This is a genomic window from Robertmurraya mesotrionivorans (assembly GCF_050971805.1).
In the GTDB taxonomy this organism is placed as follows: Bacteria; Bacillota; Bacilli; order Bacillales; family Cytobacillaceae; genus Robertmurraya_A.
In genome coordinates this window covers 87,724-102,360 of sequence record NZ_JBPCCH010000011.1, presented here as the reverse complement: position 1 = coordinate 102,360, position 14,637 = coordinate 87,724, and the positions used below count along the sequence as shown (strand labels likewise).

Genomic DNA, 14,637 nt, shown 5'->3' with positions numbered 1-14,637 from the left:
TGAGCAACTCCTACTTACTTTACGTTTTTTAATTTATCTCGATCTGGAGCTCCTGGTGGTTGTTCGAGCCATCCATAGTCAATGAGTAATTGCGCACCATCTTCAGCTAATAACCCTATTTCTGTGATCATCTTTACATAATTTCCAGATAAATCTCTTCTTTGACACATTGACAAAGCTTCCCCATAATACCCAATTGCAGCAGAAAGAAGAGTTGTAATATGGTATACCATAAGCTTTTCTGAAAATGGTGCAACAGTTGCATCAGTGACTTCTTGTTCATAAGATTTTGGCGCATGTAAATTATCGTCTGTTAGCATTTTAGTTAAAATATCCATATGTTTCTTACAAAGTTTTTCTGCTCGCGTCATAAATTGCTCGACTTCTTTTAACTGAGTTACCTGCCTGAAGCCCATTTCTAAAACGACTTTTACCACGTTTTTATGCATATTTATATACGTACCACCAATTTCAATTGAATTAATAGGGCGACGATCTCCAAACCACCCTGTCAAAAAGCTTTGTTTCGTCACATAATCCACTGTATGCTTGTTTGTCATGGTAGGAGGTTTACTGATGATTCCCTTATGCAACACCACTTCCGTTGCTTGATCATACAATTGCGTAGTTTCTGCACTACACTGAATAAAATACTTCCTTACATCCTCTCTAACACATGTTCCGATTGCACCTGAATATCTTGTCAACCCATGGATGGACATGGTATGAATGTACACAATCAAAAACGTATCCGTAAATAAAGGTGGTGCTTCCACCTTTACATCCTCGTCTGTAAAACCAACTGGAATCGGAAGCTCTTCTTTTATAAAAAACTCTTTGATTTTCTCGAGATGATTTTCCGATAAATTAAGGGCATAACGAAGCACTTTTCCAATTGCTTCGTCCTTTACATGATAAATAAAATGGCGAAGAACACATTTGGACAAACTGTCACTTAAATACTGCATCCACAAGCTTCCTACCTCTGGAGCAGTTAATTTTACATTGTGATAGGTATGTTCCATGATTTCTCCCTTCCTGACTCTCTTTCCCTGTAGTTTAACCAAATCAGGAATAATCATGTTTAACTTTCGTGATTAATACTATGTCCCTCCATATGTCTCTTTGATAACATTTTATCTAACTTTCGATTTTCTTTTGTTTGAAATATAATATCGAAATCATAATCTGGCGGATACAACTCACTTGCTTCAATATGAAGAGTTAAACGCTTATGGTTATAAGATCCCTTTTCTCCTTTTATTTGAACAATGTAGTTCCCTTTTTCGTCTGGACCTTTATACACAATACCAAACACATTTTCAGGAGAGACGATGACATTATCACCCTGATTAAACTTTTGTACTGAAGGATTTGATACTTTCATTACTTTTTCTCTCGATTGATATTTATTGATAATGATTTGCTTATCGAGTTCTCTTTTTTCCTGAAGTGATACATACGATTCTGGATACGCCTTTTCTTCTTTATAGGTTATCTGATGAGCTCGTTCAATGATTTTCGGGTGAATGCCTAGCTTTAACGCAATCGCAAACGCTTGGCTTTCTCCTCCCTTTCCTATAATCAAACGATACGTTGGACGAAGAGTGTCTAAGTCAAATTCCATCGATCCGTTAATGAATCCTTCCTGGTGATCTGCAAACTCTTTGATTTCACTGTAATGAGTGGTTGCTAATAATGTTGATCCCTTCTTATAGAGTTGCTCCAAAATTGCTGTTGCAAGCCCCATTCCTTCAGCGGGATCAGTTCCTGAACCTAACTCATCCAATAATACTAACGTACGATCATTGGCTTCTTTTAAAATGTCAATAATATTTACAATTCGTGAACTAAAGGTACTTAGGTTTTCTAAAATACTCTGTCCATCCCCAATATCCACTAAGACATTTTGAAAAATACTCACTGAACTGCCTTCTGCAACCGGTAAGTGTAAACCTGCTTGGGCCATTAGTGTTAAGAGTCCGACCGTTTTTATAACGACGGTTTTTCCACCCGTATTAGGACCTGTAATGACTAGCGCATGTTCAGGTGAACCCAGCTTAAAGTATAGTGGGACAACATTCTTACCTAATAAAGGATGTCTTGCTTCAATTAATTCGATAAAGTGTGATTCGTTTATGGATACACTTCGCCCATCGATTGCTCGACTAAACTTTGCCTTGGCAAACAAAAAGTCATAGTGAACCATTGTTTCGACTGCCAATCGGATTTGCTGTTCTTTTTCTTCGACTAACCCGGTAAGATACATTAAAATCTTTTGAGTTTCTGCTTCTTCATCCATCTTTATCCAGGTAAGTTGGTCTTGATAAGTGGAAATTTCTTCAGGTTCAATAAATAACGTCGATCCTGAGGCAGAAGTATCTAGTACCGCCCCTTTTAATTTTTGACGATATTCCTTTTTCACTGGTATCACGTATCTTCCATCTCTTTGACTGATAACACTTTCTTGCAAATAGATCTTTAATTTGGATGAGCGAACGATTTGTTGGAGTTTTTCTTTTAATCGATCTTCTTGTATTGCAATTTGTTTCCTAATTTTGAGTAATTCCTTACTTGCGTAATCGTCCACACCGCCGTTTCGTATACAGCGATTAATTTCCTCCGCCAATCCAGGCAATTCATCAATGGAGTAAATATAGCTTGTGACTCGAGGGGCCAAATACTCCTTATCTTTCATAAAGCGTCTCATTTTCCCACAGCAATCTAAAAAATCATGAAACTTCATTAATATATCAGGACGAAGGGCAACCCCTTTATTGATACTATTTAGTAAAGTATCAATTCCTTCTAGCCCGTGTACTGGTACACTTGAGCTCTTTTTCATGATCTCCACAGCTTCAGTTACTTCATCCATCCATGATTGGATTTGCTTTAGATGAAAGGAAGGTGAGAGTTGTAACACCTTTTCTTTTCCTTGGTTGGTTAACGCATAATGAGCAATTTCCTCTTTAATCACTTCAAATTGCAATGTTTCAAACGTATGATTGTTCAACTTTTTTTCCTCCTAAAAATAAAAATAGCCGCGTTGAACGAGTCAACGCGGCAAGAAAACAGAATCCTTTTAAAAAGCAATCTGTTCAGACTATTTAACCAAAATAAAAAGCTGTTACACAGTGGTACACAGCTACACTCTCGGCTAAGGATAGTATGCTTGTTTTTGACCATTGTTCTTAACTACATTCGCGGGCATAGATAAATAAGCTTCCTAAAACCTTGAAATTTTCAAGTTTAGAAAACAAACCGGAATGCTCGTATCCAATTGATTGGATTAGTTAAGAACGACACCTAACATAAAACATACTCCCTTATCAAAATATAATGGGTTGCATTTCCATTGTATAGTATATCCAATTACTATGTAAATAGTTAATGATTATAGAAAAAATATTTTCATTACGGTATCGTACATGATATAAAAGAACTAACAGCCATTTAGAAAGGATGCCTATATGCTTGTTAGGAAACCCATTGTTCAAAAATTTATGATGTATAGCTTAGTTGGCTGCATCTGCACTTGTATCTATTTTCTTTCAATGTTTATATTGGTAGAGCGAATAGGTAAGGAGCCTATAATCTCTTCCATTATTTCTTTTGTTATCATGACTCTTTTTTCTTTCATTCTTAATATGAAGTTTACTTTTGGCGGTGAGTTTTCAAATCAGAAATTAGTACGTTTCTTCATAGTAGCCTCTATCGGATTCACATTGAATTTTATCATCATGTATACACTCGTCCAGGTACTTTCCTTTCATTATTTAATCGGGGAAATTGCTACCACATTGACGATTCCACTTGTAAACTTTTTCTTGAATCATTACTGGAGTTTTAAATAAACAAACGATTTCCTGTTTGTCAGGAAATCGTTTGTTTATTATTATCTACCTAAAACAGAATAAATGCTTTCCCAAAATGTTCGATCCTCTTGCCCCATTCTCCAAACAGATACTCCAGCTAGGCCGTATTTAGAAACAAGATTTGTTTTTGCAATTATACTTTCGTTGTTTTCAAACCAAACGACATGAGAATTACCATTTGAATCCACGTAATTAAAATACGGACTTTGAGATGTGGTATCAAATTTTATTACAGGTTGCTGAGCAGCAATTAATGCTTTAATTTGTTTGTACGTTACGGCTTTATGACCGCTCCCCAATGTCACATTCCAATCATAACCATAAGCTGGCAGTCCGATAAGAATTTTATTTGACGGAATAGAGGAAGTTCGAGCGAACGATAGTACATTTTCTACCCAATTAAGACCAGATACAGGACCAGGCTCTCCCCATTGACCATGTTGATCATACGTCATTATCTGAACATAGTCTGCTACTTGACCAATATAATTGTAGTCAAACGTCCCTGACCAAGCCCACGTTGGAAAATCACCCGTTTTCGCTGGAACTGACACCATCATCGGGAGATTTTGAGCTCGAAACACTTGACTTACTTCAGATAAAAACTGATTGAATAAAGCTCTATCCGCTGCATACATGTTTTCAAAATCTATATTGATTCCCTTGTATTGATTGTCTTGTACAAGTTTTAGCATGTTCTGAATAACGGTTTGTCTTAGTACTTGATTGGACAGTATAATATTAGTCAATGCAGGGTCAAATCGGTTTTGAATGGTGGCGTACGTCGTGATATTGTTTTGATTAGAAAAAGAAACGGCTTCTGTTGGCAAATATCCTGCAATCGTTCCATCTGCATTAACATCTAAACTCGCAGTTGCAATGGAATTGATCATATCATAGTTTTCTGTAAGTGATTGATAGGATGTTAAATCATTTGACCAATACTTTGTGTAGTAACCTAAAATCAAAGGCTTCGTATTAACCACTTCTTGTGATTGTACGTTAGTTATTGGAATTAGTAATACTTGTCCAACATAAATCATATCCGTTATTAGATTGTTTAATGTTTTAATCGTTTCAACAGTTGTATTATAAGTTTTCGCGATCAAATACAGCGTGTCACCCGACTTTACTGTGTAAGAAAACGTCTCCGTTGTCACCTGTTCTGGTGTTGGAATTGGATCTGTTGGTGCTGATGGTGCTGTTTCTGTTGATGTTTCTGTTGGTGTTGGTGCTGGTGCTGGCTCCTCAGCAACTGGTGAATCTGTCACCTTCTTCTTACTTCCCTTTCCTCCTGCACTGGAAGTAGTTTGAGAAGTATCTTGCTTTGAATTAGGCGCTGCCTCCGTATGCATGGAAAAGAACATACTAAAAACAATCGTTAACGTCATTAGTAATGAGATGAACTGTTTCCCCTTACTCATATTTCCCCTCCTATTATTCTAATTCACTAACAAACTAGTGTCTTGTATATTTAATATCGTAAGAATAATAGAGTTCGTGAGAAAAAGGTATTTCCAGTGAGGGGAGATTTTGTAAAATATGGAGGGGATATAGCTATATCTGTTTATATTGTTCATTCATTCTACTAGTTTTTGAAAAACGCATGTCCTAAATATCGGTATAGTTCACCCATTTCACTAGATTCTGGAAATCACAGGAACTAAACTAAAATTTCGCCCTCACATTCCACCAAAAACTGGAAACACCGGGCATTAAACGCAATCTAATTACTCTAAAGACCATAAAAACCCCTGTCAGCACACATATCCGACAGGGGTTTAATAATCCATTCAATCCAATGGGTTTATAATCGCTAATACTTGATGGTCTTCCCATATTCCGTTGATTCTTACATTTTTCCGAGCGATTCCCTCTTTTTCAAAGCCCGCTTTTTCCAACACTCGTATGGAGGCGATATTATGCGGAATGACTCCCGCTTCTATGCGGTGTAGCTTTAATTCTTCGAATCCGAATGTTACCAAGAGCTTGGCCGCTTCCGTTGTATAGCCTTTGCCGTTATGCTTCTTATCTAAGAAATATCCGATGTACGCACTTTGGAGGGATCCACGAAGCACTTGAAAAAGTTGCATTGTACCTATAAGAGTTCCTGTTGATTGTAGAAAAATCCCGAAATAATAATCTGTATCATTCTCAGCTGCAGAGATTTTTCTTTCGATTAAGTTTTGTTGTCCCGTTATCGTATAAAAGTCACTTGGACGTTCCATCGCAAATGCTTCAAAAAAAGATCGATTGCGCACCTGAAAGTCTAGACATTCCTCCGCATCATCAAGCACAATCGGTCTTATAAATATGGAATTTCCTTTAATCATACCTGCTGTTCCTCCTTTAAATGAGATGTATCCCCCACTAGCTCAACGTGGAACTGTTCACCATCCCAATTTACTATAGTTAGACTTCCACCGTGGATAAAAGGAGGATCCCAAAACCTTTCAGGCGAGGAACTTAGAAAAAAGGAAATAGCTGCTTTTAACACCACAGCATGTGCTACGATCAGAACAGACTGATGAGTCGGCTCATCAACTATAGACTTAACAACTTTTTGAACACGTTTTTTAAACGCTTCTAGGCTTTCTGCATTATGTAAGGAGTGGTCATATAGATGTGGTGCATTCCAGAAATTTGAAAACTCTTTTTGATGATTCACTTCAATTTCTTCCTTTGTTTTTCCTTCCCAGTCACCTAAAAAAATCTCTTTTAAATCGTCCACTTCATAAACATGAATATTTGTCTCCTGCTTAATTAAATTCGTCGTTTGCTTAGCTCGCGGAAGCGGACTCGTATAGATCGCATCAATCTGTGAAAGGTCCATTCTTTGACCTAATAAGGTCGCGTCACTTTCTCCTTTTTCGGTTAACTTAGAGTCACACCATCCTTGTAATCGGCCTGCTTTGTTCCATTCTGTTTCTCCATGCCGTGTTAAATATATTTTTTTCATATCACGAATCTCCCTTGATAAATCAGTGTTTCTTGTTTCACTATACCATTTTTTGTATATTATTTTTCATATTTTTTCTAAATGAAACACATATGTTACCATTTCTTGTGCCACACTAAATTATTATAAGTGAAGAAGGATGCTGATGGCGTTGAAGAAATTTAATTTGTATATAGCTCTTCTTTTTATACTCCCTTGGTTGTCACTCCCTTTAATTGGTGGAAAGACAGTAAAAAGATTTCTTCCGGGTGCCAGTTTTATCTCACTATATCTCATAATCGAAGGAATGATTGCAGAGAGAAGAAAATGGTGGTGGTTTCCATCTAATATCAAACCAAATGTACTTAATGAATTTCCACTCATTCTTGGACCATTTTTCGTTGGTTCCATTTGGATATTAAAATACACTTTCGGAAAATTTAAATTATATTTTATTGTAAATATCATTGTTGATTCACTATTTACCTATGGAATGATGCGAGGGTTTCGAAAAATGGGATATGTGACTCTTGTACGGTTAAATAGACTTCAACTTTCCATTATTTTCTTACTTAAAACAATGGCGATGTACGGTTTTCAAGTCATATACGAAAAATATGTAACACGAAATAGGTAGGTCCAACCCGGGTGCTTTCCCGGGTTATTTCATTTGGGAATTAATCGTTCTTACCCATTCTCATTACTCATAAACTGTAATACCTGAGTTTAATTTTGTTAGGGGGTATGAACATGAGCTATGAACCCATTTCGGTTTTTGAAGAACACGCTTTTTGGCTTGAAGTATTAGAAGATCACGCCCACTTTATTCACGATTTCTTATCCCCCAGTGAAGTCGAGTACGTAAACACGGCAAAGCAATATATCCAATTATTTCGCGGCTTGCTTTCGAAACTATCGAGCCTCCCAACGGCAGCATCTGTTTCATCCTCTGAAATGATCACATTCGTCAGAGAAATCTATCCGATTGCCAATGGATATTTTCATTTTGAGGGTCATCTTCAGCGCCTACGCATTGAAAATAAAGTGAACTTGAATTTAACTCCAACCTATTTAAATGGAACACTAGGGGAAAACCAAGAATACTTACGAATGCTAAGGTTTTATGTAAACGGGCAAACCCCTCCCATCTTACCACTTGTCGACTTAATGGATTTATGGCTTGAAGACCAAGCGGGGCATGCAGCTTTACTAGCTCGAGCACTTGATGGGGTTGAACTGGCACTAGTTACACAAACAAGAGAATACATGCAAATATTCCAGTCGTTCATTGTGAAAAACGAGGCTATTAAAGGGTATTTACGATTTACGCCAGAAGGCTTTCCGATACAACTCCAATTTGCAAGAGATGTTGTGATCGCCGTTATCGGATTCACCAGTTTAGTAGAAAAAATGGTCCAGTTATACAAAGATGAGGAAGTATTAAATCAGTCCACATTACGTTTTCTTGAACATCACTTTCCTGAAGTGTGTTATTTCTTAAAAAAGCTGTCGTACTATGTACCTGATATTACTTATCCTACTTGCTCACTATCAAAACCATCCTTTCGATCGTAATAAAGTCAGCTCCTATTCATCCACTTGAAAGGAGCTGACTTTTAATTTTACTCTCCCACTAATGCAAACACATTCAAGTGCTTAATTTAATAAAAAACCTAATATAATCCAGGAGGCAGAAAGTTCCTATTTTTTCTCTTCTCTTTTTTCCTCTTCTTCTTTACAACATGACTCAACTTCAACTTTTTCAACAATTTTTACCTCACAGCAAGTTTGATCCTTTTTTCCAAATAAGCTTTTTAATAAGTTCATCTTTACATTCCTCCTATATTAAATAAAATAAAAAACCCGATAAAGTGGACATCAACATTACAGATGCGATAAACGCCACAACAAGCTTTTTTCGAAAAATACTATTCAGTAGGGTCAATTCTGGCAAGCTTGCACCAGCTGAGCTAATCATTAATGCCATGACAGGGCCGAGTGCCATCCCCTTCAATATCATGACTTGTGAAATAGGAATCATAGTAGAAAGTCGGATATATAAGGGAATTCCAATGATCGCAGCGATCGGTACTAACCACCAGTCGTCAGCCCCCATGTAAGCGGTGATCCATTCAGTCGGTACAAGCCCGTGAATAACTGCCCCAATAGCAGCACCAATTAGCAAGAATGGATAAACCGTCTTCATGAGCTGAAGGGTTTCTAATAGCGCTCCTTTCCAGTCTAGTTTTTTATTCGGATCTTTAAATCCAGTCATAATGACATTTTTCACCTGATTCTCAAAACCAAGTTTTTCTAGGCTGAAGCCAATCGCTACTGATAAAATGCTTGTTAACAATGTGTAAACAATGGCTACCTTCCAACCGAGTGTAGCTGTCATTAACGTCAAAATTGTTGGATCTAATACGGGAGATGCAAATAAAAAGATCATGACCGTACCAAAGCGCACCTTTTTATTTAATAAATTCACCACAACCGGAATGGTCGAGCAAGAGCAAAAAGGAGTGACGAAGGCAAACACAAGGGCAATCAATGCACTAACTAGCGGGTGGCTGCGCTCCATCATTTTCTCCATTTTTTCATAAGGGATATAGCCTTGTAGGACGTTAATTAAAAAAGAAATCCCTACAAATAAGACAGTTAATTCTAGTGCAATACTAAAAAAACTCTTTACTAATTCTTCCACAATTCCCCACCTCATTTTATTTGTAAAATGCAAGTATATTTTATTAAAAAATATAAGCAAGATAGATTACCTGCTTATATGTACGGCTTACAACATACCGAGGATTTAGACATGGCCTCATTTAATAATTTAATGGATCGAATCACTGTGTCTTTTTCAAATTCATTCATATGAGAAAATATTTCTTGCAAGTATTGGTTCATTTCCGTATCAATTGAGGTAGAAACAAATTTCCCTTCTGTTGTTAGGGATAACACATATACTCTTTTGTCTTCAGGCAACTGTTGTTTTTTTACTAAACCCATCTTTGTTAAGGTCTGTATCTGTCGACTAAATGTTGTCACATCAATCCCTAGTGAGTCAGCTACTTGCTGAACACTCGGATTGTTTTTCTTGTCAATTTCGTGGATGATATGACTCTGGACGAGGGAAATTTCCATTCCTCCTACTAAGCAACAGTTTTTATTTAACATACCAAATCGTCTCGTTAACACCTGGAATAAATCACGTAAGTTTTCCAATATTTTCACCTCTCTTTATTTATATCACATTATTTGCAAAATGCAACTATTTATTTTTTAAAAAAGAACTTCTTAAAAAGAAGTTCACCCACGCTTAATTGAGCACTCAAATAAATTGCCTGTTCTTGATCATAAAGACATTTATTCTTTAGGCAGAGAAATAGTTACTTTAAATAAGTCTCCGTCCACGTCAATCGAAAGCCTTCCTCCATGAAGATCAACAATTGATTGGGCGATCGCTAATCCAAGGCCAGTTCCTTCTGTATGACGTGACGTATCACCTCGCTTAAAACGCTCAAAAAGTTCTTCACTATTATCACTCAGTTCATATTTAGATACATTTTTAAATGTAATGATGGCTTCATACCCCTTGGTATCCACGGATATATATGCACGTGATTGCTCTATGGAATATTTGAGAATATTTCCGATCAGGTTGTCAAACACTCTCCACAGCTTTTGAACATCCACATGAGCTAGCACTGATGTAGGTGAATTTGTGACGTGTTTCTTTGTAATTAATGATAGAGGTTAAAGGAATTCTCAAATCGTGACTAACATTTGTATGAATTCATTCTCCCCCTACTTTCTAGCAGCTTTCTTCTCTTTTTATAGTAAACGCTAAATCTTAACATTCTGCCATTAAAAATCTTAAGAATTACTTAACTCTTTCTTTATTTTAAACGATTTGGAAATAATAAGGGTACTTAATAGAAGATAGTTGACACGCAACCAAAAGGTTTCGTATAATCACAACAGGAAACCTTTTGGTTACATATTATTTTAAAAGGATGGGGAAAAATGAAGGTTCAAGATATCCGAAAAACAACAGTGTTTCAAGCACCAATTCAAAAAGTATGGAATGCAGTAGCAACTGCAGAGGGAATTTCTTCTTGGTTTATGCCAAATGACTTTCAACAAGAAGTTGGTAGTGAGTTTACCATTCAGTCTCCGTTCGGTCCGAGTCCATGCAAAGTGTTAGAGGTAGAACCGCCACACCGTCTCGTATTTTCTTGGGGAACAGATGGATGGGTGGTAACGTTTGAGTTAAAAGAGTTGGAAGAGAAGACAGAGTTTACCCTTGTTCATTCTGGCTGGGGAGACACAGAGGAAGTTATTCCATTGGCTAATGAAACGCATCAAGTTATTCGCGATCGCATGAATGGCGGATGGGGGCCTCTTGTTGATGTGAAGCTACGCGGGGTTGTTGAGGCATAATGTCCGCTGTCCAAAAACACGATGTGTTTCAGGCAATTGCTGACCCAACAAGAAGAAAAATCTTAATGCTTCTCGCCAAGCAAGATTTATCAGTAACTGCAATCAGCGATCAATTTCCGATCACTCGAACAGCGGTATCTAAACATCTCCGAATATTATCTGAATCCAATCTTGTCGGTATGACCAAGACAGGACGAGAAAAAATTTACAAGCTTCATCCAGAAACCTTTACAGAAATCAAAGACTGGTTAAGCTATTTCGATCAATTCTGGGATAATAAGCTTTCAATGCTTAAATATCTTGTTGAAGAACAGGAAAAATAGCCAAAAAGAGTACATATGCGTATATGCATGTACTCTTTTTTTGTGTTCAAAAGTCCGTTTAATCAAATCATTTTCATACCGTAAAATGGATAATCATTCGATAATCCTCTATATTAACCCAATTTCTGGGGAGTAGCCCTGACATTTTTGATTTTGTATGAATATAGTACAAATATAATAGTGAGGAAGGTGAAAAATATGGGTTTTAAAAAGAAAAAACCTTATAAAGTTGATGTTGATTTTGATATGAAAAAATGTCCAGAAGATGATAAAGATAAACCTTGTAAATTAGAAATCGAGGTTGAAGTTGAAGTGGATATAAAAGACCATAGTCATAAACATAAAGATAAAGATAAATGTAAAGAAAAACATGAATGCGACTGTAAAAATGACTGCTTATGTAAACTTTTACAGAAATTTGAAGGCCAAGAGGTTTCAATAAAGACAAAATCAGGGGATTTTATCGAAGGAGTATTAAAAGAAGTAAAAGATTGCTGCGTAAAAATTATTGAGCCTGGTATGCTATCTCCAAAAGTTAATGAAAGACTAACTGTAATTCGTTGTAAAGACATTGAAAGCTTCACAGTTGAATTGCTAACTGATAAATAAAACAAATGTTAGGCTCATGGTAAGTGGGCCTAACATTTTTAATTATGAAGGGCTGATTTGAGTGAGTAAATTTTTAAATTCACTTCCTTTTGAAACCAGTCGACCTCTTTTTTTTAGCAAATAATCTTTAACGTCTGAACTATGATAATGAGAATATGGGTAGCGAATGTATCCAAAATGATGTCTCGATGTAGAATACATAGAAATATCATTTTTTAAACATTCTTGCTGGAAGTTGGAATCTTCTCCTAGATTCAGGCTAGGAAATGTAACATATTTGAAAACATCTTTGTTAATTACGAGTGATGCTCCGGCTAAGAAATCCTTTGTGTAGTAATGTTTATGTGGATAGATAAAACGTTGTTCGTTATTACAATTATATAAGTATAAGCTCTTTTCTCGCTGAAAATAAATATAGAACGTGGATTTACCTACTACCATAGCTTTAGTGTTTTTGATCATATTCATAGCCTCATTCATATAAAATGGACCATAAAAATCATCATCATCGAATTTGGCTATCGTTTTATACTTTGAACGTTCAACACCATAGTTCAAACAATCTCCTAGACTAGTATATTGAGGTAACTGAACAATAATAATGTTTCTGTCTAAAACCGCTCGTCTTTTCCATTTATCAACATCCATACTATCATTGTTTAATATGATTATTAATTCTTTTTCCTTGTAATCTTGTTTTTGATAATTTTCAAATACATTGTCCATACATTCATCTCTTACTGTACAAGTAATAATTGAAACCACTTTATTTTTCACCGTCTTTTTCTATTAATCGCTCTACAACAACCCAACCATCATCAATGGTTTTAAAAATAGGTTCATACCTATCTCCCCATCGTTTTAAAGCCTGTCTAATTACCCATTTCATTTTATCTGCAACAATTTCAATATTTGTGGTGGACATTTCCGTATGCTGCCGATAATAATACAATGTTCTATCAATATAATGAAATTGATATTTTTCTACAAGAAGTAACATCACTGGTAAATCCTCTATATATCTTCCCCCATAAGGATCATCCGTCGGCCATCCTCCTACATCTCTTACAGCAGAGGTTCGATAAAATCGTGGACAAATAAATGTATTGGGATATCCAAGTACAAAATGATATCGGTCTTTAATTTGTTGACCCTTTTTTATAACCGCCCTTAAAATAGTACCTTTTTTATCTTGAAAAACTGCCGTAATATTTCCATGTACAACTGCGTAAGTATCTGGTAGACTCCTAGCCTCATTCACAAGAATGTTTAATGCGTCCCGATGAAGCCAATCATCACTATCTAATGTCATAACAAAAGGTGTATCGACTAAATCCAACCCCTTATTTAAACTTTTTGATTGACCTTCGTTTTTATGAGATTTGATAAGAGATATTCTGGAATCATTCAAAAAAGGAGCGACGCTTTGAACAGATTGATCCGTTGAACCATCATCGATTAAAATCATTTTCCAATTATGATAAGTTTGCTTACAAACACTTTCTAATGCATAACATAGATACTGTTCACGATTATAGAATGGTACTAATACCGTGACTTCTGGTAACATCGGAAACACCTCCATGAAATGAATAGCCATTCTTATAACATCCATTTTTACATAAGATCAACAAGATAATTCCATCCATCTTCATCATAATAAAAGACAGGCTCGAGTTCATATCCCCACCTATCCAGAGCATCCCTAATTGCCCATTCACGAATTTCTGCAGTTCTTTTCCGTTGTTTATTTGACAAATTGTTTTCGTGCTCCCGACATTTGTAAAGACATTGATCAATCCAGTGAAATCGGTACCTATCAATCAATCTTAACAATAAACGTAAATCATCAATTCCATGGCAACCTTCATATGGATCATCAATTGGCCAACCACCTATTTCCTTTAACGCATTTGTACGACAAAATCGCGGCCATACGACCTGATTAGCAAAAAGGAATTCAATTTTATCAGAAAAGGCTTTTCCTTTCCGTTCAATAATCCTTTTAATTCGCCCCTGTCTATCTTCCACGACCATCTGTAAATTCCCACTTACAATTGCCACATCATTAGGCTGATTTTCAAACTCTTCTATTAATACCTGTAGTGTGTTAGGAAATAACCAATCATCACTGTCTAATTCTAGTATATATGGTGTATCAACAAGCGATAATGCTCTATTTAGGCTTTTTGATTTACCCAAGTTTTTATGATTTTTTATATTCTGAATTCTCGGATCACTTAAAAGATCATTAATCGTTTCTATACTCCTATCTGTTGAACCATCATCAATCAAAATTAATTTCCAATCTTTATACGTTTGAGCAAATACCGTTTCTAATGTTTCCCTTAAATAATCCTGACGATTATAAAAAGGAATTAAAATAGTGGCTTGACTAACGGTCATCAAAACCCCTCCTAATGTAGTTACTCATATTTTATTGAAATCA

At 36.1% G+C, this 14,637-nt stretch carries 17 protein-coding genes and 1 pseudogene; 6 read left to right on the top strand and 12 right to left on the bottom strand.

The genetic code is table 11. The features are described 5' to 3' along the window. Positions 1 to 14: 14 nt before the first annotated feature. Positions 15 to 1,025: a DUF3231 family protein gene (locus tag ACRX5O_RS17060; RefSeq protein ID WP_433907030.1), complete on the bottom strand. Its 1,011-nt coding sequence runs from the start codon at positions 1,023 to 1,025 to the stop codon at positions 15 to 17. A gap of 59 nt (positions 1,026 to 1,084) precedes the next feature. Further along, positions 1,085 to 3,013: an endonuclease MutS2 gene (locus ACRX5O_RS17055; RefSeq protein ID WP_433907029.1), complete on the bottom strand. Its 1,929-nt coding sequence runs from the start codon at positions 3,011 to 3,013 to the stop codon at positions 1,085 to 1,087. Positions 3,014 to 3,470: 457 nt separating this feature from the next. Between ACRX5O_RS17055 and ACRX5O_RS17050 the strand changes: the two genes are divergently transcribed. Further along, entirely contained in the window at positions 3,471 to 3,854 is a 384-nt protein-coding gene (locus ACRX5O_RS17050) for a GtrA family protein (protein ID WP_433907028.1), read from the top strand. 41 nt (positions 3,855 to 3,895) lie between these two features. On the opposite strand, the gene ACRX5O_RS17045 is transcribed toward ACRX5O_RS17050, so the two are convergent. The 3 genes from ACRX5O_RS17045 to ACRX5O_RS17035 form a co-directional block, all read right to left on the bottom strand. Next, positions 3,896 to 5,299, bottom strand: a complete 1,404-nt coding sequence (locus ACRX5O_RS17045) for a glycoside hydrolase family 18 protein (protein WP_433907027.1) — start codon at positions 5,297 to 5,299, stop codon at positions 3,896 to 3,898. Positions 5,300 to 5,668: 369 nt separating this feature from the next. Next, on the bottom strand, positions 5,669 to 6,208 hold the full coding sequence (locus tag ACRX5O_RS17040) for a GNAT family N-acetyltransferase (RefSeq protein WP_433907026.1): 540 nt from the start codon (positions 6,206 to 6,208) through the stop codon (positions 5,669 to 5,671). Further along, on the bottom strand, positions 6,205 to 6,834 hold the full coding sequence (locus ACRX5O_RS17035; RefSeq protein WP_433907025.1) for a histidine phosphatase family protein: 630 nt from the start codon (positions 6,832 to 6,834) through the stop codon (positions 6,205 to 6,207). Before ACRX5O_RS17035 ends, ACRX5O_RS17040 begins: the two co-directional genes overlap by 4 nt. Positions 6,835 to 6,985: 151 nt before the next feature. Here ACRX5O_RS17035 and ACRX5O_RS17030 point away from each other — a divergent pair, with 151 nt between their 5' ends. Then, complete coding sequence (locus ACRX5O_RS17030) at positions 6,986 to 7,450, top strand: hypothetical protein (protein ID WP_433907024.1); 465 nt, start codon at positions 6,986 to 6,988, stop codon at positions 7,448 to 7,450. A gap of 113 nt (positions 7,451 to 7,563) precedes the next feature. Beyond that, positions 7,564 to 8,388, top strand: a complete 825-nt coding sequence (locus ACRX5O_RS17025) for a DUF2935 domain-containing protein (RefSeq protein WP_433907023.1) — start codon at positions 7,564 to 7,566, stop codon at positions 8,386 to 8,388. Between the two features lie 126 nt (positions 8,389 to 8,514). On the opposite strand, the gene ACRX5O_RS17020 is transcribed toward ACRX5O_RS17025, so the two are convergent. The 4 genes and pseudogenes from ACRX5O_RS17020 to ACRX5O_RS17005 form a co-directional block, all read right to left on the bottom strand. Beyond that, on the bottom strand, positions 8,515 to 8,640 hold the full coding sequence (locus tag ACRX5O_RS17020; protein WP_433907022.1) for a hypothetical protein: 126 nt from the start codon (positions 8,638 to 8,640) through the stop codon (positions 8,515 to 8,517). A 13-nt stretch (positions 8,641 to 8,653) separates the two neighbouring features. Beyond that, complete coding sequence (locus ACRX5O_RS17015; RefSeq protein WP_433907065.1) at positions 8,654 to 9,532, bottom strand: permease; 879 nt, start codon at positions 9,530 to 9,532, stop codon at positions 8,654 to 8,656. A gap of 59 nt (positions 9,533 to 9,591) precedes the next feature. Then, positions 9,592 to 10,038, bottom strand: a complete 447-nt coding sequence (locus ACRX5O_RS17010; RefSeq protein WP_433907021.1) for a MarR family winged helix-turn-helix transcriptional regulator — start codon at positions 10,036 to 10,038, stop codon at positions 9,592 to 9,594. 141 nt (positions 10,039 to 10,179) lie between these two features. After that, positions 10,180 to 10,521: pseudogene (locus ACRX5O_RS17005) on the bottom strand (ATP-binding protein); the annotation flags it as partial. 318 nt (positions 10,522 to 10,839) lie between these two features. On the opposite strand from ACRX5O_RS17005, the gene ACRX5O_RS17000 reads away from it, so the two are divergent. The 3 genes from ACRX5O_RS17000 (at position 10,840) to ACRX5O_RS16990 (ending at position 12,188) form a co-directional block, all read left to right on the top strand. Then, positions 10,840 to 11,256, top strand: a complete 417-nt coding sequence (locus ACRX5O_RS17000) for an SRPBCC family protein (protein ID WP_433907020.1) — start codon at positions 10,840 to 10,842, stop codon at positions 11,254 to 11,256. Beyond that, the gene (locus tag ACRX5O_RS16995; protein ID WP_433907064.1) at positions 11,253 to 11,579 is read left to right on the top strand and encodes an ArsR/SmtB family transcription factor; all 327 of its coding nucleotides are present in this window, start codon (positions 11,253 to 11,255) and stop codon (positions 11,577 to 11,579) included. Before ACRX5O_RS17000 ends, ACRX5O_RS16995 begins: the two co-directional genes overlap by 4 nt. A 198-nt stretch (positions 11,580 to 11,777) precedes the next feature. Next, a complete protein-coding gene (locus tag ACRX5O_RS16990) occupies positions 11,778 to 12,188 on the top strand; it encodes a hypothetical protein (protein ID WP_433907019.1) in 411 nt (136 codons plus the stop codon). 42 nt (positions 12,189 to 12,230) lie between these two features. Here ACRX5O_RS16990 and ACRX5O_RS16985 read toward each other — a convergent pair whose 3' ends face one another. The 3 genes from ACRX5O_RS16985 to ACRX5O_RS16975 are packed head-to-tail and all read right to left on the bottom strand — an operon-like array spanning position 12,231 to position 14,594. After that, a complete protein-coding gene (locus ACRX5O_RS16985) occupies positions 12,231 to 12,953 on the bottom strand; it encodes a glycosyltransferase family 2 protein (protein WP_433907018.1) in 723 nt (240 codons plus the stop codon). 1 nt (position 12,954) lies between these two features. After that, complete coding sequence (locus ACRX5O_RS16980; RefSeq protein ID WP_433907017.1) at positions 12,955 to 13,758, bottom strand: glycosyltransferase family 2 protein; 804 nt, start codon at positions 13,756 to 13,758, stop codon at positions 12,955 to 12,957. A gap of 47 nt (positions 13,759 to 13,805) precedes the next feature. Beyond that, positions 13,806 to 14,594 (bottom strand): glycosyltransferase family 2 protein, encoded by a 789-nt coding sequence (locus ACRX5O_RS16975; RefSeq protein ID WP_433907016.1) that lies wholly within the window; start codon positions 14,592 to 14,594, stop codon positions 13,806 to 13,808. Positions 14,595 to 14,637 lie beyond the last annotated feature (43 nt).

What these genes read in the sequence shown, in the direction of transcription:
- ACRX5O_RS17035 (WP_433907025.1), bottom strand. Translation starts at nt 6,834, where the DNA reads ATGAAAAAAATATATTTAACACGGCATGGAGAAACAGAATGGAACAAA.
- ACRX5O_RS16990 (WP_433907019.1), top strand. Translation starts at nt 11,778, where the DNA reads ATGGGTTTTAAAAAGAAAAAACCTTATAAAGTTGATGTTGATTTTGAT.
- ACRX5O_RS17060 (WP_433907030.1), bottom strand. Translation starts at nt 1,025, where the DNA reads ATGGAACATACCTATCACAATGTAAAATTAACTGCTCCAGAGGTAGGA.
- ACRX5O_RS17000 (WP_433907020.1), top strand. Translation starts at nt 10,840, where the DNA reads ATGAAGGTTCAAGATATCCGAAAAACAACAGTGTTTCAAGCACCAATT.
- ACRX5O_RS17015 (WP_433907065.1), bottom strand. Translation starts at nt 9,532, where the DNA reads ATGAGGTGGGGAATTGTGGAAGAATTAGTAAAGAGTTTTTTTAGTATT.
- ACRX5O_RS17025 (WP_433907023.1), top strand. Translation starts at nt 7,564, where the DNA reads ATGAGCTATGAACCCATTTCGGTTTTTGAAGAACACGCTTTTTGGCTT.
- ACRX5O_RS17020 (WP_433907022.1), bottom strand. Translation starts at nt 8,640, where the DNA reads ATGAACTTATTAAAAAGCTTATTTGGAAAAAAGGATCAAACTTGCTGT.
- ACRX5O_RS17040 (WP_433907026.1), bottom strand. Translation starts at nt 6,208, where the DNA reads ATGATTAAAGGAAATTCCATATTTATAAGACCGATTGTGCTTGATGAT.
- ACRX5O_RS17050 (WP_433907028.1), top strand. Translation starts at nt 3,471, where the DNA reads ATGCTTGTTAGGAAACCCATTGTTCAAAAATTTATGATGTATAGCTTA.
- ACRX5O_RS17045 (WP_433907027.1), bottom strand. Translation starts at nt 5,299, where the DNA reads ATGAGTAAGGGGAAACAGTTCATCTCATTACTAATGACGTTAACGATT.
- ACRX5O_RS16980 (WP_433907017.1), bottom strand. Translation starts at nt 13,758, where the DNA reads ATGTTACCAGAAGTCACGGTATTAGTACCATTCTATAATCGTGAACAG.
- ACRX5O_RS16975 (WP_433907016.1), bottom strand. Translation starts at nt 14,594, where the DNA reads ATGACCGTTAGTCAAGCCACTATTTTAATTCCTTTTTATAATCGTCAG.